The organism is Apibacter sp. wkB309 (assembly GCF_002964915.1).
Taxonomy (GTDB): domain Bacteria; phylum Bacteroidota; class Bacteroidia; order Flavobacteriales; family Weeksellaceae; genus Apibacter.
On the sequence record NZ_PSZL01000004.1, the window covers coordinates 100253 to 126955 of the forward strand.

20 protein-coding genes and 1 rRNA gene are annotated in these 26703 nt (G+C 29.9%); 13 read left to right on the forward strand and 8 right to left on the reverse strand.

Features of this window, described 5'->3' with window-relative positions; all coding sequences use genetic code 11:
* Nucleotide 1 precedes the first annotated feature (1 nt).
* Entirely contained in the window at nt 2-1462 is a 1461-nt protein-coding gene (gene guaB, locus C4S75_RS04180; RefSeq protein ID WP_105297067.1) for an IMP dehydrogenase, read from the reverse strand.
* A gap of 253 nt (nt 1463-1715) precedes the next feature.
* Nucleotides 1716-2294 (reverse strand): peptide-methionine (S)-S-oxide reductase MsrA, encoded by a 579-nt coding sequence (msrA, locus tag C4S75_RS04185; RefSeq protein WP_255410582.1) that lies wholly within the window; start codon nt 2292-2294, stop codon nt 1716-1718.
* Between the two features lie 367 nt (nt 2295-2661).
* Here msrA and C4S75_RS04190 point away from each other — a divergent pair, with 367 nt between their 5' ends.
* The 4 genes from C4S75_RS04190 (at nt 2662) to hflX (ending at nt 6875) form a co-directional block, all read left to right on the forward strand.
* Entirely contained in the window at nt 2662-3114 is a 453-nt protein-coding gene (locus C4S75_RS04190) for a Fur family transcriptional regulator (RefSeq protein ID WP_105297069.1), read from the forward strand.
* Nucleotides 3115-4773: an OstA-like protein gene (locus C4S75_RS04195; RefSeq protein WP_105297070.1), complete on the forward strand. Its 1659-nt coding sequence runs from the start codon at nt 3115-3117 to the stop codon at nt 4771-4773.
* A gap of 56 nt (nt 4774-4829) precedes the next feature.
* Complete coding sequence (locus tag C4S75_RS04200) at nt 4830-5402, forward strand: DNA-3-methyladenine glycosylase I (protein ID WP_105297071.1); 573 nt, start codon at nt 4830-4832, stop codon at nt 5400-5402.
* A gap of 255 nt (nt 5403-5657) precedes the next feature.
* Complete coding sequence (gene hflX / locus C4S75_RS04205) at nt 5658-6875, forward strand: GTPase HflX (RefSeq protein ID WP_105297072.1); 1218 nt, start codon at nt 5658-5660, stop codon at nt 6873-6875.
* 63 nt (nt 6876-6938) lie between these two features.
* Here the strand turns inward: hflX and C4S75_RS04210 are convergent, their stop codons facing one another.
* Both C4S75_RS04210 and C4S75_RS04215 read right to left on the reverse strand, forming a co-directional pair.
* Nucleotides 6939-7448 (reverse strand): SPOR domain-containing protein, encoded by a 510-nt coding sequence (locus C4S75_RS04210; protein ID WP_105297073.1) that lies wholly within the window; start codon nt 7446-7448, stop codon nt 6939-6941.
* A 69-nt stretch (nt 7449-7517) separates the two neighbouring features.
* A complete protein-coding gene (locus tag C4S75_RS04215) occupies nt 7518-9602 on the reverse strand; it encodes a DUF5686 family protein (RefSeq protein WP_146105558.1) in 2085 nt (694 codons plus the stop codon).
* 197 nt (nt 9603-9799) lie between these two features.
* On the opposite strand from C4S75_RS04215, the gene C4S75_RS04220 reads away from it, so the two are divergent.
* From C4S75_RS04220 to cmk, 6 genes are all read left to right on the forward strand, one after another.
* Nucleotides 9800-10723, forward strand: a complete 924-nt coding sequence (locus tag C4S75_RS04220) for an ABC transporter ATP-binding protein (RefSeq protein WP_105297075.1) — start codon at nt 9800-9802, stop codon at nt 10721-10723.
* Nucleotides 10720-12027 (forward strand): ABC transporter permease, encoded by a 1308-nt coding sequence (locus C4S75_RS04225; protein WP_105297076.1) that lies wholly within the window; start codon nt 10720-10722, stop codon nt 12025-12027. Before C4S75_RS04220 ends, C4S75_RS04225 begins: the two co-directional genes overlap by 4 nt.
* A 212-nt stretch (nt 12028-12239) precedes the next feature.
* Nucleotides 12240-13103 (forward strand): diaminopimelate epimerase, encoded by an 864-nt coding sequence (gene dapF, locus C4S75_RS04230; protein ID WP_105297077.1) that lies wholly within the window; start codon nt 12240-12242, stop codon nt 13101-13103.
* Nucleotides 13104-13275: 172 nt separating this feature from the next.
* Complete coding sequence (locus C4S75_RS04235) at nt 13276-14667, forward strand: arginine decarboxylase (RefSeq protein WP_105297078.1); 1392 nt, start codon at nt 13276-13278, stop codon at nt 14665-14667.
* A gap of 95 nt (nt 14668-14762) precedes the next feature.
* Nucleotides 14763-15779, forward strand: a complete 1017-nt coding sequence (porQ, locus tag C4S75_RS04240) for a type IX secretion system protein PorQ (protein WP_105297079.1) — start codon at nt 14763-14765, stop codon at nt 15777-15779.
* Between the two features lie 4 nt (nt 15780-15783).
* Nucleotides 15784-16482 carry a (d)CMP kinase gene (cmk, locus tag C4S75_RS04245; RefSeq protein WP_185116734.1) on the forward strand — a complete coding sequence of 233 codons (699 nt, stop codon included), beginning with the start codon at nt 15784-15786 and terminating at the stop codon, nt 16480-16482.
* Nucleotides 16483-16686: 204 nt separating this feature from the next.
* On the opposite strand, the gene C4S75_RS04250 is transcribed toward cmk, so the two are convergent.
* Nucleotides 16687-17640: a PhoH family protein gene (locus tag C4S75_RS04250; protein WP_105297080.1), complete on the reverse strand. Its 954-nt coding sequence runs from the start codon at nt 17638-17640 to the stop codon at nt 16687-16689.
* A 66-nt stretch (nt 17641-17706) separates the two neighbouring features.
* Here C4S75_RS04250 and C4S75_RS04255 point away from each other — a divergent pair, with 66 nt between their 5' ends.
* A complete protein-coding gene (locus tag C4S75_RS04255) occupies nt 17707-18531 on the forward strand; it encodes an S-adenosyl-l-methionine hydroxide adenosyltransferase family protein (RefSeq protein ID WP_105297081.1) in 825 nt (274 codons plus the stop codon).
* A 264-nt stretch (nt 18532-18795) separates the two neighbouring features.
* Nucleotides 18796-19674, forward strand: a complete 879-nt coding sequence (locus C4S75_RS04260; protein WP_105297082.1) for a PPK2 family polyphosphate kinase — start codon at nt 18796-18798, stop codon at nt 19672-19674.
* 238 nt (nt 19675-19912) lie between these two features.
* Here C4S75_RS04260 and C4S75_RS04265 read toward each other — a convergent pair whose 3' ends face one another.
* Entirely contained in the window at nt 19913-22138 is a 2226-nt protein-coding gene (locus C4S75_RS04265; protein WP_105297083.1) for a bifunctional (p)ppGpp synthetase/guanosine-3',5'-bis(diphosphate) 3'-pyrophosphohydrolase, read from the reverse strand.
* Between the two features lie 195 nt (nt 22139-22333).
* Here C4S75_RS04265 and C4S75_RS04270 point away from each other — a divergent pair, with 195 nt between their 5' ends.
* Nucleotides 22334-24481: a S46 family peptidase gene (locus C4S75_RS04270; RefSeq protein WP_105297084.1), complete on the forward strand. Its 2148-nt coding sequence runs from the start codon at nt 22334-22336 to the stop codon at nt 24479-24481.
* Nucleotides 24482-24533: 52 nt separating this feature from the next.
* Here C4S75_RS04270 and C4S75_RS04275 read toward each other — a convergent pair whose 3' ends face one another.
* Nucleotides 24534-25937: an anion permease gene (locus tag C4S75_RS04275; protein ID WP_105297085.1), complete on the reverse strand. Its 1404-nt coding sequence runs from the start codon at nt 25935-25937 to the stop codon at nt 24534-24536.
* Between the two features lie 602 nt (nt 25938-26539).
* Nucleotides 26540-26647 (reverse strand): 5S ribosomal RNA (rrf, locus tag C4S75_RS04280).
* Nucleotides 26648-26703: the final 56 nt, after the last annotated feature.

Sequence of the window (26703 nt, forward strand, 5' to 3'; positions counted from 1 at the left end):
TTTAATTAGAATAATTAGGTGCTTCTTGAGTAATTATAACATCGTGAGGATGACTTTCTTTTAATCCTGCAGAAGAAATTTTAACCATTTTACTTTCTTTTTGCAATTTTACTATATCTTCTGTACCGCAATAGCCCATACCTGCACGAATTCCTCCACATAATTGATAAACCACATCGGATAATTTTCCTTTATAAGGAACTCTTCCTTCAATTCCTTCTGGTACTAATTTTTTTGTTCCTGATTGAAAGTAACGGTCTTTACTTCCTCTTTTCATGGCAGAAATTGAACCCATACCTTGATAACTTTTGAACTTTCTTCCTTGAAAAATAATTTCATCTCCGGGCGCTTCATCGGTTCCGGCAAATAAAGATCCCAGCATGACACAGGATGCACCGCTGGATATAGCTTTAACTATATCTCCCGAAAGTTTAATTCCTCCATCTGCAATTACCGGTATATGATGCTGATTGGCATATTCATAGACATTATATATGGCAGATAATTGTGGTACTCCTACTCCCGCTACTACTCTAGTGGTACATATAGAACCGGGACCTACCCCCACTTTTAATGAATTGGCTCCGGCTTCTATTAAATCTTTTGCCGCTTGTGCGGTAACTATATTTCCACCAACAATATCTAAATCGGGAAAAGAAGCTCTGATTTCTTTGATTTTATTTAATACATTGATTGAATGTCCATGAGCAGAATCTACTGCAATTATGTCTACTCCGGCTTTAACTAATGCTTCGACTCTTTCTAAGGTATCATCCCCTACTCCTACACCTGCTCCCACTCTAAGTCTTCCTTCAGAATCTTTACATGAATTGGGATATTCCAACAAATTATCAATATCTTTTATGGTAATCAACCCTATTAATTTGTTGTGATCATCTATAATAGGAAGTTTTTCTATCCTATTATTTAATAATATTTGCTTGGCTTGTTCCAAAGAAGTATTTTTTGAAGAAGTGATAATATGTTCTTTGGACATGACATCTTCTACTTTCTGATTTAAATCCGATTGATATTTAATATCTCTATTGGTAATTATGCCGACTAAGGTATCATCTTCTTCTATTACAGGCAAGCCAGATATTTTATACTCCCTCATTAACATGAGCGCATCCTGTAAGGTATGGTTTCGACTTAAGGTAATGGGATTGGAGATCATGCCGTTTTCTGACCTTTTTACTTTGTTAACTTCAACAGCCTGTTGATCTATCGGCATATTTTTGTGAATAAATCCCAGACCTCCTTCTCTAGCCAAAGCAATGGCTAAACCTGATTCAGTTACAGTGTCCATAGCTGCTGAAACTATTGGAATGTTTAATTGAATTCTTTTGGTTAACTGGGTTTTTAAATTTACTTGAGAAGGTAGAATCTCTGAATAAGAAGGAATAAGCAAAACATCATCAAATGTGATAGCTTCTTCTACAATTTTAGAACTAAGCGACATATTGTTTTTTGCCAAGCAAATATATAATTTTTTTTCTAAAAAAATAATTTAATTTTTTTTTAAAAGTATATAATCAAAATAATACATGATAAAATAAAACGTAATTTTTTATAAAAAGACTAATTATTTATAAAAATAAATTAAATTGATATAGATATTTTGTATTTATTTTTATTAAAATTATAAATATTTTTTTCTACAATTAAAATAATTTAAATTAATTCTTACTACAATTTTTTATATTGTGAATTTCTTATGCTTGATTTTTATCCACATTTCTTTTTTGAAATTCTGTTTTCAATTTATAATTAAATCGAGATTTAAATTTTTGGATTTTAGGTGCAATAGTATAGCTGCAATAAGGTTGATTAGGATTTTGTTCGTAATATCTTTGGTGATAATCTTCAGCCGGATAAAATTCTTTAAAAGGTACTATTTCTGTCACATATTTACCTTTCCATAAGTCAGAAGATTCTGATTTTTTTAAAGACTCTTGAGCAAGAATTTTTTGTTCTTCGTTTCTATAAAAGATAACAGATCTATATTGTGTTCCAATATCATTTCCCTGTCTGTTTAATTGAGTCGGATCATGTAAAAACCAAAAAATATCTAATATTTCTGAAAAAGAAATTTCTTCAGGATCGTATTCTATTTCAATTACTTCTGCATGACCCGTAGTTCCCGTACAAACATCTTTATAATTGGCATTTTCTTTTTTTCCTCCGGAATATCCTGCCGTAACCTTAGTAATACCGTTTAACATTTCAAAACAAGGACTTAAACACCAAAAACATCCTCCTCCTAATGTGATTTTCTCTAATTTTTTTCTCATTATATCCGTTTTCTTTTCTTGTGATTGATTGGTCTGACAACTAAACAAAAGTAAATTAACAGCATTAAAAAAAATAAATAATTGCTTTTTTATATTATTTGTTAGAACTAGTTGCATATTTATAAAACAGTTATAAAAATTTAAGTATTTAATATTATTCTTTATTAAACAAAAACTGTACTAAAATTTATTTTTTTTTAAATATTTTACACAAACAAAAGGATTTTTTTATATTTTATTTTGAATAAATAATTTATTCCATAAAAAAAATATTTATTTTGTTTAGTAAATCATTTTAAATTATGTTATAAGAATGTATGATTAAGGTAATTAATTTGCTAACTTTGCATATTACCTATTCTATAACATGAGTACAGATACTGCAAATAAAAATTTTGAAATTGTTAAAGATGTTTTTATAAAATATTTAGAAGATCGAGGACATAGAAAAACTCCTGAAAGATTTGCTATCGTTGAGGAGATCTACTCAACAGATGAACATTTCAATATCGATTGGCTGTATATGAGAATGAAAGAAAAAAATTATAGAGTGAGTAGAGCCACTATATATAATACTATTGAAATTCTTTTAGATGCCAAGTTAGTCCGAAAACATCAATTTGGAGAAGGACTTCAAGCTTTATATGAAAAATCGTATTTTGCTAAGCAACATGATCATATCTTAATGATGGATTCGGGAGAAGTTATTGAATTTTGTGATCCTAGACTTCAAACAATTAAAGATTCATTAGAAAAAATATTTAATATTGAAATCGAAAGTCATTCTTTATACTTTTATGCAAAAAAGAAAAGCAAGTAAATGAATTTAAAAATTATATTTTTTATTTTCTTTATATTCACAGGTGTATTTTTATTTTCTCAAGTTACTCCTCCGGCTACTTCCAAAAAGGATAATCCCAAACCTATTAATCTTATCAATGCCGACATGGAAGAGGTGAATGAACATGTATTTAACGGAAATATTGTTTATTCAGGACATGTCATAGCAGAACACGAAACTTCTCATTTAGAAGCAGATTCAATCATTTATTTTAGCGATAAAAATTTTATTGAAGCGAGAGGAAATGTATTTTTTAGGGATAAACAATCTACCTTGAATTGTAAAAAATTGACCTATAACGGAATAACCAGAAATGCAATAGCCTATTATAACGTAAAATTAGTTACCCCCGATCAAACGGTTGAAACCGAGGAAATGATCTATGATGCTAATAGGGATGTTGCCTATTTTGAGAATTGGGGAACAGTTTATAAAGGCGAAAATATAACTCATACAAAAGTTGGAAAATATTTTGTTAAAGACAACCGAATTGAATTAGGCGATAATTCTACGTTAGAATCTCCGGAATATATATTAGAAGGGTCTGATATTAAATATGATGCTAAAAATGAAATTGCAACATTTACTAAATTTACCCGCATAACCAATAAAAAAGATCCTACGGTTTACGTAACGGGAAGTACGGGTTCTTACAACACCAAAACCAAACAATCCGATTTAAAAAATGACGGAAAGGTTTATTACCAAGGGAAAATATTATCCGGAAATGATTTATTTTTTGATGAAATAAAAGGTTTTGGTAGAGGAATTAAAAACGTTAAACTGGAAGAACCTAAAGAAAAAAGATTTTTAATCGGTGAATATGCTGAAGTATACCAATTTAAGGATTCTGCAATGATTACAGGAAGGCCTTATATGGTAAAAGCATTTACTAAAGATTCTTTATACATTCATTCCGATACCTTGATTGCTATTCAAGGGAAAGATAAAAAATCCACCATTCGGGGGTACCATAACGGAAGACTATTTAAATCGAATGTTTCCGGAAAAAGTGATTCTCTGGTGTATCAAGAAACCATTGGAAGAATTGATTTTTATAAAAAACCCATATTTTGGTCAACAGGAGGAAGACAATTAACCGCAGACACTCTTTCAGCGTATTTAAATAGTTCCAGTCAAGCCATTGATTCCATTTATGGCAGATCCCATGCTTTTGTAATTAGCAAAGTAGATTCTTTAAGTCCTAAATTGGAATTCAATCAAGCAAAAGGAAGAATGCTTCATGCCTATTTTCAAAACGAAGAACTTCATTTAGTGGATTTAAAAGGTAATGCTGAATCCATCACTTATGTAGAAGAAGAATCTAAAACGAAAGGTAAACAACGGACGGGAATCAGCATATCTGTATGTGGAATTTTACAAGGAGAGTTTGTTGAACGCAAAATGGATATTGTTTCATGTCAGCTCAGTGCAGAATCAAAATTATACCCTGAAAGTAGGCTTCCCGAGCAAAACAGATATTTACCTGACTTTGAATGGAGAGATGACGAAAGATTAAAAAAATGGCAAGATATATTCCCGGATGTCTTTCCCTATAATAAAAACGAGCCTAGAAAAACCATTGAGCAAATGTTGGAAGAAGAGAAAAAACAAAATGCAAAAGTCAACAATCGATAATTATCAGATACCTATATAAATATCTACATTTGCATCTTACATTAATATAAATTAGTATGGAAAGGGAAATAATTCGATGCGATTGGGTAGGATCTGATGACATATACAAAAAATATCATGATGAGGAATGGGGTAAACCGGTATATGATGACCGATTACTGTTTGAATTTCTTTTACTTGAAGGATTTCAAGCCGGTCTTAGTTGGATAACTGTATTAAAAAAAAGAGAGAGCATTCGTGAAGCTTTTGACCACTTTGATTATAAAAAAATTTCACAATATACTCAGGAAAAAATGGATCGTTTACTTCTCAATGAAGGTGTTATTAGAAACAAATTGAAAATTAAAGCAGCCACAACCAATGCACAAAAATTTATGGACGTGCAAAATGAATTCGGAAGTTTTAGCAATTATTTATGGAACTTTGTCAACCACACACCTATTTGCAACCACTGGGAGACCATTAAAGAAGTTCCCGCTTCAACTCAACTTTCCGATAGTATTTCAAAAGATTTAAAAAAGCGTGGATTTAAATTTGTGGGTACAACTATTATTTATGCATTTTTACAGGCAGTTGGAGTGGTTAATGATCATACTCTTAGTTGCTCATTTCATCCTGTTAATCATTAGTTGATTGTAAACATGTTTTTTTTCGATTTACTTTTATATTTAATGACTAATTAGAAAAAATCTCTCTTAGGACCCATTGTACTATTCAGTAAAAAACAAAGAATTAAAAAAAATTGTATAATTATTGAAAGATACCTGTTATGTTAAATCACATTATGCAGTAATTACACATATCTTTAAAAGTTTATAGTATTACAAATTATTAAAAACAATACATTTGATAAATAAATCGAGTTTAAAGCAGATTAATTTTATATGTTAGAAAAAAAAGAAGCATTATATGAAAAAGCTATTCTAATCGGATTGATTACTCAAAACCAAGATGAAGAAAAGTTAAATGAATACATGGATGAATTGGAGTTTTTGGCAAATACAGCCGGAGCTGTAGTTTACAAAAGATTTACGCAAAAGCTGGATCAGCCACACTCTAGAACGTTTGTAGGAAAAGGAAAGTTGGAAGAAATTAATGAGTATGCTAAAGAACATGAAATCGATACAATTATTTTCGATGATGAATTGACTCCTTCTCAACTTAAAAATATAGAAAAAGAATTAGACAGGAAAATTATTGACCGTACGAATCTTATATTAGATATTTTTGCTCAACGAGCTGAAACATCCTATGCCAGAACACAAGTCGAACTTGCTCAATATGAATATCTTCTTCCTCGCTTAACTCGTATGTGGACTCACCTGGAGCGACAAAAAGGGGGGATTGGATTGAGAGGACCTGGAGAAACTGAAATTGAAACCGACCGACGTATTATTAGAGACAGAATATCCTTGCTTAAAGATAAATTAAAATCGATTGATAAGCAAATGTCAACTCAACGAAACAATCGAGGAAAATTAGTTAGAGTAGCTTTGGTTGGATATACTAATGTAGGAAAATCTACCTTAATGAATGTGTTGAGTAAATCGGAAGTTTTTGCAGAAAATAAATTATTTGCAACACTAGACACAACTGTAAGAAAGGTTGTAATAGGTAATCTTCCTTTTTTACTAACCGATACAGTCGGCTTTATAAGAAAATTACCTACTCAGCTGGTAGAGTCGTTTAAATCAACGTTAGATGAAGTGAGAGAGGCTGATCTTTTAATTCATGTGGTTGATATTTCTCATCCCAGCTTTGAAGATCATATTAATTCCGTTAATACCATTTTGGCAGAAATAGGTTCTGCAGATAAACCAACAATAATGGTATTTAATAAAATTGATAATTTTTCTTATGAAAGAAAAGATGAAGATGATCTAACACCGGTGACCAAAAGAAATTATTCGTTAGAAGATTGGAAAAAAACATGGATGGCTAAATCCAAATATCCTAGTGTTTTTATTTCTGCTTTAACTAAAGAAAATTATGAAGAATTGAAGAAAATTATTTATAATCAAGTTAAAGATATCCATACCCAACGATTTCCTTATAATGATTTTCTCTTTGAATATTACGATCAAGAAGGTAAAGAAATATAATTTAAAATACAAAAGGGCTTATTAATTAAGCCCTTTTCGTTTTATATTTTTTATTAAAAAAAATTATTTTGCCCGGTTACAATAAATTCTCCAATTAACTAATAAGGCGGAAGGAAAATTCCTTTTAATTCTTTTTAAATCAGATTTTGCTGATTCTCTCTTAAAATAATCTCCGGCCAAAAGTCTCCAATCAGGACGTAAATAACTTTTTTCAACCCGTAATTCAGGGAATAACTTTCTAAATTCTGTAGTCAACGTATTTATTTCCTTCTCTGTTTTAGCTTCTCCAACTTTGATCATAAAACCGGGGATATCGTTACGTCTGCCACAAATGTTTTCAGGAGAAACAGGCCTGTTCACCGGTTTTTTATCGGTGGAAGAAATGGGTTTAGATTCTCTCGTGGTGTCTCCAAATTTTTTGCATAATTCATCTTCACTAACCATTTTCAATATTTCTTCATCAGCATTGATAATCAGCTTTCCCCCGGTAGCTGAATCTACTTTGGTAATGATTTGCTGGGCTTTAAAAGAAATACATATAAAAAAAAGTAATAAAAAAAGATAGCTTTTCATTTGGATATTATGATAAAATTAACTACACAAAAATAGCATTTTATAATTAAATCTAAAGAAATATGCTATTTAAAAGAGACTAAAAGTTAATTTAAGAAATAAATTTTTATCGAAAGTAGGAAGGTGATAGGCTCCCATTCTATAATAAATTCCCAATCCAAAATAGTAAATTAGCTTATTAAACTCCATTCCAACTTCTTGATAATAGTTGTCGGGAACTGAAAAAGAAGTTAATTTATGGATTTCTTTATGATTCATATTTCCTAGTAACCCATTATAAACTAAAGAAAATTGCAACTTACTATTTCCTATAAAATTTATGTCTTTAAAAGAATGAGTTAAGAAAAAAGCCACGTATTTATCCGCATAAAACTCTCCGGGTGCTAAGGTTTCCAGTGATCGATAGCCTTTCATTGAAAATCTATTTCCTATTGATTTACCTATTTTCGCATTACCAAAACTTCCATAATTATTCCATAAAACCGTTTTTCCGAAAATATATCCGGAGTTCATAAATAAGGAACTCTCCCCTATAGGATTAGTTACCGATATATGAGCAGCTAAATCAAAGCGATCATAGTTGAAATCAGCTCCCAAAGTTTTCCACCCTTTGGTATAATCAAAATAAAAATAAACGGGCTTATCTTCTACCGTCATTTTTCCTTCCGGAGTCATCAGGTATTTAGCAAATGGTGCATATTTAAGGTGTAAAGAAGTTGAAAATAACGTATATTTATGAGAAGGCGAATAAGATTTAAATGAATATTCATAATCCGATTTTTGAACTTCATAATTCGCTTCCACCGAAGCAGTAACTTTCTTTACTATATCTTGTTCATAAGCGAGCTTTCCTCCTCTGTAAGTATAAAAAATTGAATTTTGAATGTAATTTAATTCGTCCTTTATTTGTTCCTCACGATTAGGAAATCTATCAATAGTTTTCGAAAATGGATTTACATCAGAGTATCCTAAAAGCTTTATTTTTCCATTATTTTTTTTGTTTACATTAAGATCTATTCCCAACGCACCTTTACTGTTGGTACTTTTCGTCCCGAAGGCAAGATATCCGAGTATGGACATATTTTTACTAAACTTGTAATTGGTTTTTCCTCCTAACTGAAACCTAAATCCTTCATAATCATTATAATTCATCAAATTCAATACATTTAAATCTACTTTACCTAAAGGTAATTTCCAATTTTTTACCGAATTCAAAAGACGAACATTTTTTTCAATGGGCAACGCATTGAAAAAGCTGGAATTTGCATAGGTGTTCTTTTCTCGTTGCGTTAAAGGAGCTTTACGAAAGTTTTTAATTTTTGTTTCCGTATTCGTGTTAAAATCTTTTTCTAATTCATATTCATACCCTCTAAAATCTTTTCTTGTAAAAGACTTATTGGATGTAAAATGAGACGTTGTCATCTCGATAACTATCCAAGGAGAAAACAAAAATTTTTGTTCCTTGTTGGAATTTGTCAAAAATTTGGTAACATCAATGGTACTTATTCTTATTTTATTGGTTTTAGACTTTAAATACCATATCCCTTTGAACGATTTCCATTGATATTCAAAATAACGAGTATAATTTGAGTTGTATTCTTCCCCTGAATATTTAACTACTGCAAAACTTTTAGCATCAATATACAACGTTCCCCTGCTCCCATTTACTAACAAGTTTTTTTTGGATCCGAATGAAATAATGTAATTTTTTTTAGTATCGATTACAATACTGTCAATTAATTTAAAATTATAGGAATTGAATTTATTCTTTAAAAGATTAGGAAATTCTTCTTGAAAAAAAGGTTCAGAAAACAACTCATAAAAAGGTTTTTTAAAACCCGAAACCTGATCGGCTAAAATTATATTTTTTTTCCCGTATCTTGTGTCATATCTGCATTTCAACACCCGCTCTCCTAAAAATATATATTCCTTTTTCTCTAACTTAGCAATCTCAGATGAATCACTATTCATACTATGCATAACATTACTAAAATCATCAATATAGAATTTAGTATATAAAAAATAATTATAAGAATTTAAATGGTTAGGATGGTTAATTTTTTCGTTCTTTTTAACCATTTTTAAAATTTTATAAACACGGGAATGAGGACGATCCGGTACATAATATTTCATCTCTAAATTCTGAGAGAACATAAATATTTGAAATAACAAAAAAATATAAACCGGAAAATTCTTCATATAGTCAAATAAAAGTGTATTACAACTAAGTTTAAAATTAAAACCTAATTATACTTTATTTTAGGGGCAAATATAAAGTATTTAACATAAACAAATTTCTATAAAAATAGTACATTTGCTATTTGTGATTGAATAAATAATACAACTCAAAAATGGATTATTTTATTGTAGCTGAAAATGTTACCCGAACTTATGAAGACAAAATTGCCTTAGATAACTTCAACATAAAAATTCCAAAAGGCAGTATCTATGGAATTTTAGGTCCGAACGGTGCCGGAAAAACTACGTTTATAAGAATCATAAATCAAATTACTAAGCCGGACAGCGGTACAATTTATTTTAATGGAGAGCCTCTACAACCCAAACATATTTCACATATAGGTTATATGCCGGAAGAAAGAGGGCTGTATAAAAACATGAAAATAGGCGAACAGGCAATTTATTTAGCCCAGCTCAAGGGCATGAATAAAACGGAAGCCAAAGCGCGTTTAGAATATTGGTTTGATAAACTAAAAATTGAAAAATGGTGGAATAAAAAATTGAGCGAATTATCTAAAGGAATGGCTCAAAAAATTCAATTTGTAGTTACCGTATTGCATAATCCCGAATTATTAATTTTTGACGAGCCTTTCAGCGGATTTGATCCGGTAAATGCCAATCTAATAAGAGATGAAATTCTGGAATTAAAAGAAAAAGGGACTACCATTTTATTTTCTTCTCATCGAATGGAATCTGTTGAGGAACTTTGTGATTATGTGGCCCTTATCCATAATTCAAAAAAAATTTTAGATGGTTCGGTTAAAGATATCAGACATAAATTTAAACAAGGAAAATTTAATATCAGGATTACTGATATACAATCCCATGATATTGAACACCTACTATCTAATCATACGATCGAAAATTTAATAAAAATGGATAATGAATATTCATTTTCAATTAAACTATCTGACCTGAAAAGCTCAAAATCCCTTTTATCAGAACTTTCATCTAAAGGAACAATCCTTTCTTTTTATGAAGAAATCCCCAGTATGAATGAAGTTTTTATTAATGCTGTAAATTCTAAAAATCTATGAGAAATATCTTTTTGGTAATGAGAAGAGAATTTCTTACTCAGGCAAGAAAAAAATCTTTTGTTCTTATTACTTTTTTTGCTCCGATATTAGTAATCCTAGCCGTAGCAATCATTGGTTTTATGATTAAAATTAATGAAAGCAATTCACGTATTGCCATCATTGATTCAACCCATGAATTTTATCCTGATTTTAAGAGTAATGAAAAAAATATCTTTAATTTTTATACAGAAAATGATTTACAAGCTTTAAAAGATTCTTTAGCACAAAGTAACTCATTAGATGCTATTTTGTATATACCTAAAACCAAAGATTCTCTATTCAATAATTTGCAAGACCATATCCAACTTTATACAAACAAAAATCTGAACAAAAATCTTCTCTATTCATTGGAAGAAACCATCAATAAAAAAATTGAAGAAAAAAGAAGAAAATTATTAGGAATAAATCAATCCGATATAGATAAAATTAATTCCAAAATATCCTTACAAATTACTAATGTTAAAGAAGGCAAATCAGAAGATAACCACTTAATTAAAGAAATTCTTTCTTTGTCATTAATGTATGTAAATCTTATGTTTTTTATTATTTACGGAACACGTGTGATGAGAAGCATTATGGAAGAAAAAAATAACAGGGTGGTTGAAATAATTATTTCATCCGTTAAACCTTTTGAATTAATGATGGGAAAAATATTGGGTACAACGTTAATTGCTTTAACTCAATTTTGTATATGGATAGGAATGACCCTGCTCCTTCTTAGTATGGGTAAACTGATATTAGGGCATGAATTAACACTTTCCATTCAACAAAATGATTTACGAAATATTCTTAATCAAGAAATGCAAATTCAAATTAGCGACACTATTAATGCCCTTTTCAATCTTAACTATCCGTTAATTATTTTTGTTTTTCTTTTCTTCTTTTTTACGGGATATTTATTTTACAGTTCTTTTTTTGCAGCCATTGGAGCAGCAGTGGATAATGATACAGAAACTCAACAATTTATTCCAATAATTGTAATCCCCCTACTTTTAGGCGCTTATGGATGCATAAGTATCATAAACAATCCGGAAGGACCTGTGGCATTTTGGTTAAGCATTATTCCTTTTACCTCTCCCATGGCTATGGTTACCCGATCCTTTTATGGAATACCGGGTTGGCAATTGGCAGTATCAATCATTACCATGGTCGGATCGGTATTAGTAATGGTTTTTATTGCAAGTAAAATTTATAGGATTGGTATACTTATGTATGGAAAAAAAGTAACTATAAAAGAAATTTTCAAGTGGATTAAACAATCATAATATATTTCTCTGCTTTATTTCTTACTCCGAAAATTAGTAAATAAGAATTCAATTGATGTTTTTATGTAAAGGGCTTTAATTTATTTTTAAATCAATAGGTACATCTACAGCACAATCAAAAATTTAAAAAGTAAAAATTTAGAACATGAATTAAAATAAATTTTATATTTATGCTCTAATACCATCTTATTAATTAAAAAAAATCCGTTCTGATGGAAAAAAACTTTTTTATTAAATCCCAAGGTTTGGGTAACGAATACATAGTAATCAATGAAGATACTATTACTTTTCCTTTAACTGAAAAAGCCATTCAAAAAATCTGTAACGTAAACTTCGGAATAGGTTCTGATGGAATATTAGTAAAAACAAAGTCAGAAACGGCTGATATAGGTCTGAAAATTTTTAATCCGGATGGTTCCGAAGCAGAAAAAAGCGGAAATGGATTAAGAATTTTTTGTAAGTATGTATACGATTATAAAATTATTCCTCAAAAGGAATTTACAGTAGAAACCAAAGGAGGGAAAGTTCGTGCAACCATACAAGAAACTTTAAATGAGAGGGCTGCTTTAATAACAGTAGATATGGGTCAAGCCATTTTCGATTCAAAACAAATACCCACTTCCTTTAATTCGAAAGAAGTACAAGATGAACGTATTACTATCGATGATCAAGAGTTTCTAATCAATTGTGTTTCTGTTGGAAATCCACATTGTGTAATTCTCAAAGAAAATTTAGATAGTGAGGAAATAAAAAAATACGGACCTAAAATTGAAACGTTTTCAAAATTTCCTAACCGTATAAATGTTCAATTTGCAAAAGTACTGAATAGAGATGAAGTTCAAATATTAATTTGGGAAAGAGGGGCCGGTTTCACTTTAGCCTCAGGAAGTTCGTCTTGTGCGGTAGCAAGTGTATTAAGAAAAAAAGGGTTAATAAATAATAAAGTAACCATTAAAATGCCCGGAGGAGAACTTAAAATAGAAATTGATGATCATTGGCAAATAAGAATGACCGGAGAAGTTCGCCAAATTTGTGAAGGTGTTTTGCATGAAGAATTAATAAACAGTTTTTTATAATTATTCTCAATAAAAAAATATTTTCTGAATTTGATAAATGATAACTTAAAATTGTTAAAATATTTTTAAAATCTAATATTTGATGGAAAAAATTATTAATTTTTTTAAAAAAGCATTTATTAACTAGTAAATTTATAGATATTTGTAATCTGATTTTTTTCCACTATTAAAAATGAAAATAAAGTATCACGATTTAATTCAACAAACTTTTGATTTTCCACAACCCGAATTTAAGGTTGATAACGGAAATTTATTATTTCATGACATCCCTTTAATGGACTTAATTGAAAAATTCGGAACTCCTTTTAAGTTCAATTATTTACCTAAAATATCGCAAAACATACAACAAACCAAAAAATGGTTTAAAAAGGCTTATAAGGAAAATAATTACAATAATGAATATAGATATTGTTATTGTACAAAATCAAGTCATTTTTCATTCGTGGTTGAAGAAGCTTTAAAAAATAAAATTAGTTTGGAAACTTCTTTTTCAAACGATATGGAAATTATACGAAGATTATACGATAAAGGAATTGTCGATAAAAATATAGAAGTTGTTTGCAACGGATTCAAAACCGATGAATATTTAAAAATTATTTCGGAAATGATTAACGGCGGATTTTCTAACATATTACCTGTATTGGATAATTTCAGAGAAATCGATCGACTTTCCGACAGCATTGATACTAATTTTAATATAGGTATTCGAATTGCTTCTGAGGAAGAACCTAAATTTGAGTTTTATACTTCTCGTTTGGGAATCGGATATAAAGATATTGTTCCCTTTTATGCTCAAAAAATCCAAAATCATCCTTTTGCTCGTTTAAAGATGTTGCATTTCTTTATCAACACGGGGATTAAAGATACTTCCTATTATTGGAACGAACTTTATAAATGTTTGCGAGTTTATGCTCGATTGAAAAAAATCGCACCCGAAGTGGATTCGCTCAATATAGGAGGAGGTTTTCCTATAAAAAATTCTTTGAATTTTAATTACGACTATTATTATATGGTCAATGAGATTACTTACCAAATAAAAAAATTCTGTGTTGAAGAAGGAGTAGAAGAACCTACTTTATATACCGAATTTGGTTCATTCACTGTTGGAGAAAGTGGAGGGATTGTTTACAAAATTTTAAGTCAAAAAAGACAAAATGATCGGGAAAAATGGGATATGATTGACAGTTCTTTTATGACAACATTACCTGATTCTTGGGCTATTTCTCGTCGATTTACCATGCTTCCTATCAATCGTTGGGAAGATTCCTATGAACGTGTTTTCTTAGGAGGTCTTACTTGTGATAGCGATGATTATTATAATTCAGAACAACACGTTAATGCCATTTATCTTCCTATTTTCAGTGAAGAAAAACCTTTATATATAGGTTTTTTCAATACAGGAGCTTATCAAGATGCCATTAGCGGGTTCGGAGGCGTGCACCATTGTCTAGTTCCGCAGCCAAAACATATTTTGATCAATAAAAATAAAGACGGCGAATTTACTTATGAAGTGTTTCGAGAAGAACAAAATTATAAGCAAATTTTAGATCTTTTAGGTTATTAGTAGCCCCATACAATAAATTGACAGATTCATAGTTTATAATTACAAAAAAGTACCATCAAGCGTACCTGATTTATTTTCTTGTAATTTTTACTATAATGCGTCTATTGCATAAATTTATACTAATTATATTCATTAGTTTATACTCCATTGTCTATTCTCAAAACGGGCAAGAAATATATACATTTATGAATATGACCGTATCTGCCCGTCAAGCGGCTTTAGGAGGTAATGCTAACTCTTCTTGGGACAATGATCCTAATATGGCTATGTTCAATCCGGCAATGATGAACGATAAAATGCATAACCAAGCGGGAATAAATTATTCCTCTTATCTTGCAGATGTCAAATTAGGAGCTGTTTCCTATGTCTATAATCCTAAGGAAAGTAAGCACTTTTTTTCCCTTCATGGAAGATATGTAGATTATGGAGATCTTAAAGCCGCCGATGAAATTGGAAATGTAACCGGAAAATTTACAGCAAAAGACGCAGCAGTAACTTTGGGTTATGCCTATAATATCTCTGATTTCTTTACCGTAGGCGGAAATTTATCTTTTGTTACCAGTAAAATTGAAAGTTATACCTCTTCCGCTCTTTTGGCTGATCTTGGGGTGGTATTTCACGACATTGATTACTATACTACCGTTTCTGCTGTGGTTAGAAATTTTGGAGGACAATTAACTTATTATAATGATAGAAGAGAAAAATTACCCATTCAAGCAAATTTAGGAATCTCGCAACGATTCGAAAAATTACCGATGGAGTTAACTCTTACCTTACATGACTTACAGAAATTTGATATTTCATCTCCAACTAATAAAAAGGGAGAAAAGATCAATGGAGGAAGAAAAATTATAGATCATATTTCGTTAGGTGCCGAACTATTTCCCGAGTCAGGATTCAACCTCAGAGCCGGATATAATTTTAAGAGAGGTAATGAATTGGCCATCGAAGATCAACGGTCATTTGCCGGATTAACTCTTGGTTTTGGTGTGAAAATTTCATATTTTCGCTTTGATTACGCTTGGGGGCGATATAATGCTGCGGGAAACACCAATACATTTGGACTACGTATAGACTTGGAAAATATGTTTGCCCCTCGTTATGACTGGTAATAACATGAAAAACAACAAGATAAAACCTATAATTGCCATAGATGGTTATTCTTCCACCGGTAAAAGCTCCTATGCAAAAATGTTAGCCAAAGAATTTGGATGGATTCATATAGACACCGGTGCTATGTATAGAGCCGTAACTTTATATGCTATTGAAAATTTTTATAAAAATAATACTATAGATGAGTTAGCTTTACTAACCCATTTAAATGATATTCATTTGGACTTTAAGCTAAATTCTGATTCCAATACCAATGAAATTTATCTTAATGGAAAAAATGTTGAAAATAGAATTCGTGCTTTTGACATATCTGAACATGTTTCATGGGTGGCAAAAATACCTGAAGTAAGAAAATATTTAGTAAAACAACAGAGAAATATCGGAAAAAACGGCGGCATTGTTATGGATGGTAGAGATATTGGAACGGTCGTATTTCCAAATGCTGATTTAAAATTTTTTATTACTGCCAGTATCGAAGAAAGAGCTAAACGAAGATTCACTGAATATAAAAATCAACAAAAAAACATTTCTTTAGAAGAGGTTCAAGAAAATCTGAAGCAAAGAGATTACATCGATGGCAGCCGATCAGTGTCACCATTAACTCAGGCCGCAGACGCCATTCTTATCGATAACACTCATTTAAGCAAAGCAGAAACCTATAATAAAATGGTTCAAATTGTTAAGGATAAATTTCAAATCTGATTTATAAAGTAATTCTTTTTACTTTATCCTTTTGTTACTGATTATTCAATTTATTTTTAAAAAATTCGAAAATATATCTATTTGTTTATAGTATGAAGGATTAATTTTTATTAATCTGTTTCTTATTAAAACATATAAATAAGTAAATTAATAAGGATTTTATTTTTCAATAAGATCTTTTATTTTAGAAAAGAAAATGAAAAACTATTCTTCAATCTCTTCTTGTTTATGATAGGCTTCTAATATTTTTCTTACTAATTTATGTCTTACCACATCAATTTCTGTCAATTGCACAAAACCTATTCCCTTAACTCTTTTTAAAAGATGAACAGCTTCTTTTAATCCGGATTTCTGATGTTTAGGCAAATCTATTTGCCCGGGATCTCCTGTAATAATAAACTTCGCATTAGCCCCCATACGCGTTAAAAACATTTTCATTTGCAAATGGGTCGTATTTTGAGCTTCATCTAAAATTACAAAGGCTTCATCTAACGTTCGACCTCTCATAAATGCCAAAGGAGCAATTTGAACGACTCCTTTTTCAATATAAGAAGCCAGTTTTTCATGACTGATCATATCTCGTAATGCATCATACAAAGGCTGAAGATAGGGATCTAATTTATCTTTTAAATCACCGGGTAAAAATCCTAAACTTTCCCCTGCTTCCACAGCCGGGCGAGTAAGCACAATTCTTTTTACTTGTTTATCTTTTAAAGCTTTTACAGCTAAAGCAACGCTAGTATAAGTTTTACCGGTTCCTGCCGGACCAATGGCAAATACCATATCATTGTTTTCAACTGCTTTCACCAGTTTTTTAAGATTTTCTGTTTTAGCCCTAATAAGTTTTCCTCCTATTCCGTGAACAATAATATCCTCAGATTCGGCTCTAAGCTCATTCTGCTTTTCTCCATTAGAAAGTATTCCTTCAAGAGCGATATCATTTAACTTATTATATCTGTTTATATATTCTGTTATTTCTTTAACTTTATTATTAAACAAAGTTAAATCCGCATCATTTCCTGCTGCCGACAATACCCGATCCCTTCCTATAATTTTTAATTTGGGAAAATGATTTATCAACAGATTAAAGTTTTGATTATATTCACCATAGAAAGTTTTTAAATCCACCCCTTCTAAAGTAATTCGTATTTGATTCAAATTTTAACTCCTTTTTTAATTTTACATAACAAAAATAAGCAATAACTTTGTGTAGGATAATAAAAAATGGGAATAATAACACTTACTACCGATTTTGGTTTAGACGATTACCATGTGGCTGCTCTTAAAGGTGCTATATACAGCCAAATTTCGGATATTATAGTCGTTGATATCTCACATCAAATTATGCCTTTTGATTTAATTCAAACTGCTTATATTATTCAAAATTCATACAAAAATTTTCCTAAAGGGACCATTCATATAATTGGTGTCGACGCGTTGCCTTCTCCATTTGTAAAATCTTTAGCTGCAGAAATTAACGGTCATTTTTTTATTTGTAATGATAACGGCATTCTTTCTTTAATCGCTGAAGAATATATTCCCGATCAAGTATATGAAATCACGATTAATAAATATGATGACCTTCATTTTTTAACTAAAGACCTTTTCATTCCTGTGGCCTGTCATCTTGCCAGAGGCGGAAAAATAGAATTAATAGGTAGAAAAATAAATTCTTATAAGGAATTAACTCAACCCAAACCGGTAGAAAAAAGCGAAGATAATTCGTTAACAGGAATGGTTATTCATGTAGATAATTTTGGTAATGCTATAACCAACATTAGTAAAGAACAATTTCACCAATTTGGAAAAAAAAAGGACTTTATAATTTTTGCCAGGAACGTTCAATTCACTGAAATCAAATCTAAATATACCGATATACTTGGGACAGATCCTGAGGACAAAAAATATCATGGAAAAGCTTTTGCTATTTTTAATTCTTCCGGCTATTTACAAATTTCCATGTATAAGAGTAATTTAAAAACCGTTGGAGGGGCCAGTTCTCTAATGGGCTTATATATAGGAACTAATATCCGCATTGTTTTTTCTTAGTTAATTTATAATATTTTTATACTTCCTATTTTAAACCCATTTTTATCTATACATGCGATCATTCATGTGTAATACTTTAAAAATTCTGATTTATATTTTTTAGAAAAAAAATATAAACACAAAAATATACTTTGGTACAATATTTTCACATCTACACATCAGAATAATTTTACAAATTATTTATAACATTCTATTTTATAAAAAAATTAGTTTATTTTGTTCATTTAAACAATTAATATAAAAAAAATTAAAATATAATATATTATGAAAATTACCATAGATGATTTCCGTGTGATAGAAGGAAAATCAGTAAACCTTAAAAATTATACTACTCAATCACCTGAAAATTTCAAAAAAAACAAAAAAGAGATAAAGAAAATAATTAAAAATATAGATTATTATCAAAATATTTTAAATGCTGAAAACAAACAATCTTTATTAATTATTTTACAAGGAATTGATGCTGCCGGAAAAGACAGTTCCATTCGAGCAATCATGACGGGAGTAAATCCCCAAGGAGTAAATGTATCATCTTTTAAAACACCTTCTTCTTTAGAATATGAACATGATTATTTATGGAGACATATTATCAAAATGCCCGAACGTGGAAAAATAGAAATATTTAATCGTTCTCATTATGAAAACGTATTAGTTTGCAAAGTACATCCTGAATTTATTTTAAATGAAAAAATTCCTACTATAAATTCTGTCAAAGATATTAATGATGGATTTTTCGAAAAAAGATATGAGGAAATTAAAAATTTTGAAAATCGTATGTTTAACAATGGTACTCGAATTATTAAATTTTTCCTCAATATAAGTAAAGACGAACAGAAAAAAAGATTTATTAAAAGAATTAATGAAAAAGAAAAAAATTGGAAATTTTCAGCTTCTGATTTAAAAGAACGTAAATTTTGGAATGAATATCAAAAAGCTTTCGCAAAGGCTTTTGAAAAAACTTCCACTGAAAATTGTCCTTGGTTTATTGTTCCTTTTGATAATAAATCTTACGGGCAATTGATAATGGCTTACATCATAAATGAAACATTAAAATCTATGAACCCGAAATATCCGGAAGTTAATAAACAAGAAAAGGAGGCTTTAAAAATTGCTTATCAAGATTTACTCAATGAAAAAGATTAAAATTCACACTTTGTTTATTTTAGTTGAATAGAACAAACAACTTATATTTCATTGCTTAACAATTTTTATTTATCTTATAATTATTTCTTTAATCTTTGAGATAAATAAAAACTGTTTTTTCGAGTTTATATTTAATTTCTTTGTTGAGTTTACCATAAATCTATATTATATTAAAAAATCTTTTTTAATAGAATTATAAATTATACTCAAAATTATAACAAAGGAACTATATAATAAATTATTTTTTTATCTCAGATCTTTTAACATTGGTTATACCTTCAATATTATGCAACTCTTCTATAATTTGTTCTAATTGAAGAGTATTTTTTACAAATAATATTAAATTTCCGTAAAATATTCCATCTTCGGAATTAATATTTATTTTTTTTATACTAATTTTAAATTTATTAGAAATAAGAGTGGTTATATCATTAAAAATACCGTTTCTGTCAATTCCTTGTAATGAAACTTCTATCAGAAAATCCCTGCTTGAACTACTTACCCATTTAGCCGGAATTACTCTGTAATCATAGTTAGCTCGCATATCAATAGCATTGGAACAGCTTTCTTTATGAACTTTTATACCACTGTTTATGGTTACAAAACCAAAAATATTATCACCCGGAATTGGATTACAGCATTGCGCTAATTGATAGTTTAGTTTTTCTTCATCGTCTCCAAAAACAATCATATCATAATTTTCCTCTTCTTTGGGTTCCAGAAAATTATTTTCAGTGATTATAGAGGTTTTTTTTCTTAATTTGGATAATAAATTAGTTAAAACACCTTTACTGTCTCTATATTTTTTTAGTGCTTTACTATCGATGACTCCAGTAGCAACCTGATAAAAAACATCGTGACTGGTTTTTGCTCCGAAAAATTTTTGAATGGAATTTAATTCTTCTTCTGAAAAATTAATTTTTAAGTGCCGTAACTTACGAATTAATAATTCTTTACCTTCATCTGTATACGTTCTTTTTTCCGAATTTAATGCCGCTTTAATCCTTGATTTTGCTTTTGAAGTGGCTACAAAATCCAACCAATCTGCTTTAGGTTTTTGAACATTGGACGTCAGTATTTCCACCTGATCCCCGCTTGATAACTTATAACTTAACGGCACCAATTTATTATTTACTTTAGCTCCTAAACAATGATCTCCGATACCGGAATGCACTGAATAAGCAAAATCTAAAGCCGTTGCTCCTGCAGAAAGTACTTTTAAATCTCCTTTAGGAGTAAAGACAAAAATGTCCTTTGTGTATAAATTTAATTTAAAATCATCTAATAATTCCTTTGTAGAGGCCGTTCCCAAGTTTTCCAACATTTCTCTGACTTGAGATATCCAATTTTCAATTTGATTATCTTCTCTTCCCTTATATCCTTCTTTATATTTATAGTGAGCGGCAATCCCTTTTTCAGCCAATTCATCCATTCTCTCCGATCGGATTTGTACTTCCACCCACTTAGATTCCGGACCAATGACAGTAACATGCAAACTTTCATATCCCGTAGATCTGGGAGTTGTAATCCAATCCCTCATCCTGCTGGGATTAGGCATAAATTTATCCGTAACTATGGAATAAATTTTCCAAGCCAGGAATTTTTCATTTTTATAATCAGACTTATATATAATTCTAATAGCAAATAAATCAAAAACTTCCTCAAAGGAAACATCTTGTTTTTTCATTTTTTTATAAATTGAAAAAACGGATTTATGTCGTCCTTTAATAGTAAAATTCAAACCTTCGGCATTTAAGCTTTCCTGCATAATCCTTGAAAATTCTTCAATATATCGTTGTCGGTCTTTTTCTGTTTCCTCAAGTTTTTTAACGATTAAAGAATAAGATTCCGGATCGGTATATTTTAAACTTAAATCTTCAAGCTCAGATTTGATGGTATAAAGACCCATTCTATGGGCTAAAGGAGCATATATATAGGTGGTTTCAGCAGCAATTTTTTTCTGTTTGGAACTTTTCATGCTGTCCAAAGTTCTCATATTATGAAGTCTGTCAGCTATCTTAATTAAAATAACTCTAACATCTTCAGACAAGGTAAGTAACAGCTTTCTATAGTTCTCGGATTGTAACGAAAGATTTTGATGGTCTATGTTAGATATTTTGGTAAGTCCATCTATAATTTTAGCTACTTTAGGATTAAATAAATTGGAAATATCTTCAATGGTATACTGAGTATCTTCCACAACATCATGCAGTAAAGCACATGCTATACTAGTTGCTCCTAAGCCTATTTCATCTGCAACAATTTTAGCTACGGCTAAAGGATGATATATATAAGGTTCTCCGGTTTTTCTCCTTTGATCCTTATGGGCCTCTTTTGCAACTTCAAAAGCTTTTCTAATCAGAGATTTATCTTCTGTAGTCAAATCTCTGTAGGTGTTACGAAGCATATCTTTGTAACGTTTGACTATTTCTTCTTCTTCTTTTTTTAGTTCTATTTCGTCCATACCATTTTTTAGTCTATTTTACTAGTTACAATTTATATGCGAATCATAACATTAATCTTTATTTATCTGTTAAAATCTTAACTTTTATTAGTTACACAAAGCTAATTAATTTTTCTTTTAAATATGCATTCTAACTTTTTTATGTTATTATATTATTTATAAATTTATATTTTTGAAAAACTAATTATTGTATCAATGAAAAAAATTACGCTAAAATCTTTTTTATTAACCTTTTTTTTAAATGCTTCATTTTTAATCGCTCAAACGGGTGGGGGTATGTGGATACCTAATCAGCTCAATGAAAAAGAAATGAAGGAAATGGGTATGAAAATATCTCCAAAACAAATATTTAATACCCATAATCCAAGCATAAAGGATGCGGTTGCTCATTTCGGAGGAGGCTGTACTTCTGAAGTTATTTCACCAAAGGGTTTATTACTTACTAACCATCATTGCGGTTACTATAGCATACAATCGCACTCTACAGTTACCAATGACCTGTTAACCCATGGATTTTGGGCTTCTAACTATGATGAAGAAAAACCGAACGAAGGCTTAAAAGCAACTTTTATAGTTGATATTATAGATGTAACTTCTCAAATATTATTGGGTATTAGTGATAATTTTACTGAACAACAAAGAAATATTATTATTAAAAATAATATTAATAAAATTAGTTCAACCATCAAAAAAGAGGACTATCAAGACATTGCTATCTTGCCTTTTTACAACGGTAATCAATATTATGCTTTTATTACAGAAACTTACGAAGATATTCGATTAGTGGGTGCTCCTCCATCTTCTATAGGAAAATACGGATCAGATACCGACAACTGGATGTGGCCTAGGCATACCGGAGATTTTTCCCTATTTAGGATTTATGCAGATAAAAATAATCATCCGGCAAAATATTCTAAAGATAATATACCTTATACCCCGAAATACTATTTGCCTATATCAATTAAAGAAAAAAAGGAAAATGACTTTTCATTTGTATACGGATTTCCCGGAAGAACTCAAGAATATTTACCGGCATCTGCTATTGAACAAATATTAGAAATAACCAATCCATCAAGAATTTCTTTGCGTAATGAATCTTTAAAAATTTTAGATCATGCGATGCGTGAAAATAAAGAAATAAAGATAAAATATGCGGCAAAATATGCATCTATCGCTAACGGATGGAAAAAATGGATCGGCGAAAATCAAGGGTTACTTAAATCAAATGCTATCGAAAAAAGAAAAGAGTATGAAAATCAATTGGTAGAGCAAAGTCAAATAAATCTTGATGCTAAAAATAAAAATCTGTCTTTAGTAAATGCATTAAATGATTTATATAAAAATAATAGTCGGTATAATAAAGCTTATACTTATTTTAATGAAGTTTTCTATTCAAATTCTGAAACTTTTCGTATGGCATATTTAGTATCCAATCTTCTTAATGCTTCTGATAAAGACTTTGAAACAATTAGATTAAGAGTAATAAAAAATGTGAGTTCAATTTATAAAAATTATGATTCGGAATTAGACAAGAAAGTTTCTTCAAAAATGCTTTCCATGTACAGTATGAATATTGAGCCAAGATTTCAAGTAGCCGGTCATGAAGATTTTGAAAAAGAATCTTCGTGCAATATTTACCTAACCGATTTATGGAAAAATTCATATATAACTCGTAAAAAAGGAGATCTTATATCAATATTATCTTCCGATTCTAAGGAAAATATAAAGTATAAATTAAAAGATGATGCAGTACTAAACTTTATTACTCCTTATATTGAAATGTACAGAAGAAAAATTTTACCATTTCATGATGATTTTGATAAAAAAAATGACAGCCTGCAAAGAAACTATATGAATGCTCAATTAAAGAGTTTTCCTTCAAAAAAATTCTTTCCTGATGCAAATTCTACTTTAAGAGTTACTTATGGTAAAATAGACGGATATACACCAAAAGATGGAGTTTATTATAAACCTTTTACAACATTATCGGGTGTTATTGAAAAATATATTCCTGATGATTATGAATTTAATTTACCTAAAAAATTAATTACCTTGTACAATCAAAAAAATTTCGGACCTTATTCACAAAATGGAGATATCATAGTAAATTATATTGCAACCAATCATACTACGGGGGGCAATTCAGGAAGTCCCGCCTTTGATGCTCATGGTAATTTGGTAGGACTTAATTTTGACAGGGTTTGGGAAGGCACAATGAGCGATATTAATTATGATCCTTCTATCTGCAGAAACATTATGGTTGATATCCGTTATATATTATTTATAATCGATAAATATGCGGGAGCCCAAAGACTTATAGATGAAATGAAAATTGTAAAATAAAATAAAAAAGGTTTTCTAAATTAGAAAACCTTTTTTTTATATAATTACTTATTTAAAATAATCCTATCGCTTTCCACCAAGCGGTTCCCACTAGTAACCAAATGGCTAAGATAACTAAACTCATAAAAAATCCTATCTTCCACCATTTTGCCAATGGTATATATCCGCAACCGAACAAAATAGGAGCCGGTCCGCTTGAATAATGTGTAATTGACATATTTAAATTACTGAAAAATGCAAATAATAATATTGCTAACATTGGTGGAGCCCCTGCAGCTATCGATATGGAAACAAATATAACGTACATAGCACTGATATGTGCTATGGCACTTGCCATAAGATAATGTACATAATAATACACCAATAAAAGTATAAATAACATCGGTAACCAAGGTAAACCTTTCACCGATTCAGCTACATAATTTCCAAACCAAGGAATAAATCCTAAAGTATTCAATTGAGAAGCTAAGGTCATAAGTATCGCAAACCATATAATTGTATGCCATGCTTCTTTTTCACTAATAACATCATTCCATTCAAGAGCATGAGTTAATAACAAAATACATAACCCCACAAAGGCGGTAAATGTCGCATCTATTTTAAGAAATGATCCTAATACCCAAAAAATTACTAAATAAGAAAATACACCTAGAACAATCCACTCTTTGGTAGTCATTTTACCCATCTCTTTAAGCTTTTCTTTTGCAATCGCTTTCATTTCCGGGGTATGTTTTAATTCCGGTGGATAAAATTTATATAAAACATATGGAATTACAAGTAAAGATAACAAGCCGGGAACAATTGCGGCCTTTGCCCAATCAGTCCATGAGATGGTATATCCCATATTCTCAACAAATTTTGCTATCATAGGGTTACCGGCCATCGAAGTTAAAAACATGGCGCATGTAATTGCATTACATTGAAATATACATTGTACTAAAAATGCACCGATCTTATTCTGAGTTCCTTTTTCTGGAGTAGAATCATAAGCATTTGATATAGATAAAAATAAAGGGGTTATTATTCCGCCACAACGTGCAGATGTGGATGGCATTGCCGGCGCAAAAATTAAATCGGTCATAACCAATCCATAAGATAAACCTAAAGAACTGTTTCCTAATTTACTAATGAAAAGATATCCTACTCTTCTTCCAAAACCTGTTTTAATAAATCCTCTTGAAATAAAAAAAGCACAAGCTATCATCCAGATTGTTGTATCTCCAAAACCTTTTAAGGCACTTTTAATCGGAATTAAATCTAGAGCGACTACTGTTGTCATACTAAATATTGCCATTGCTCCCAAAGGAAACGGGGAAAGAATTAATCCTAAAACCGTCGCGATAAAAATTGACGCCAAATGCCAGGCTTTAACATCAAGACCATTCGGAACAGGTACAAACCAAAGAATAACTCCTACTAAAATAACCAATAAAAACTTTAATATATTTTTATTCATAATCTAACGTATATGTATTTAATTTGCGTTTATATATTATATAAATAAATTCTAATTGTTTAACGATATAAGTCAACTATCAATAAAATATATGAAGTAAAAAATGTATCATAGTATTTAGAATCATTTATTCCCTTCGAAATTACCATTTTTTAAACTTTTAGGTTATATGAAACATTTCATACAATTTTTTATTCTAAGAGCAATAATTAATCCAAAAAAAAGTGTAGGGAAACCTAGTTATTAAAAAGATTAAAAATGTAATGATCTAATAGTCAAAAAAATATATTTAATAGATAAATTTATAAATTAGTTAAATTTTAAGATAAGAAAAATTAAATATTAGAGATTTTTTTTAAATATTGTTCACTCCGAAGAATCTAAAGATAAAATATATCGCAAAGGATTTACTAGATAAATAGAATCAATAAAACCTATTTCTTCAAATTATAAGATTTCAAAAACTATTTAGATTTACTATTTTTAAATAAGAAGGTCTTTATCGGGATTGAGATTGTTTTTAATAACGTCTATGAGTAACCAAACTAACCCAAAACAAAAAAAGCCTTGTATAATCCTATACAAAGCTTTCTTTTTTAAAAAACCGGCGGCTACCTACTCTCCCGCGTTTGCAGTACCATCAGCGCAAGTAGGCTTAACTTCTGTGTTCGAAATGGGAACAGGTGAGCCCTACCGCTATAACCACCCTAAATATCTTAATGGGATTTTATATAAATTTGTAAACGCTTACGGCCAATTATATTAA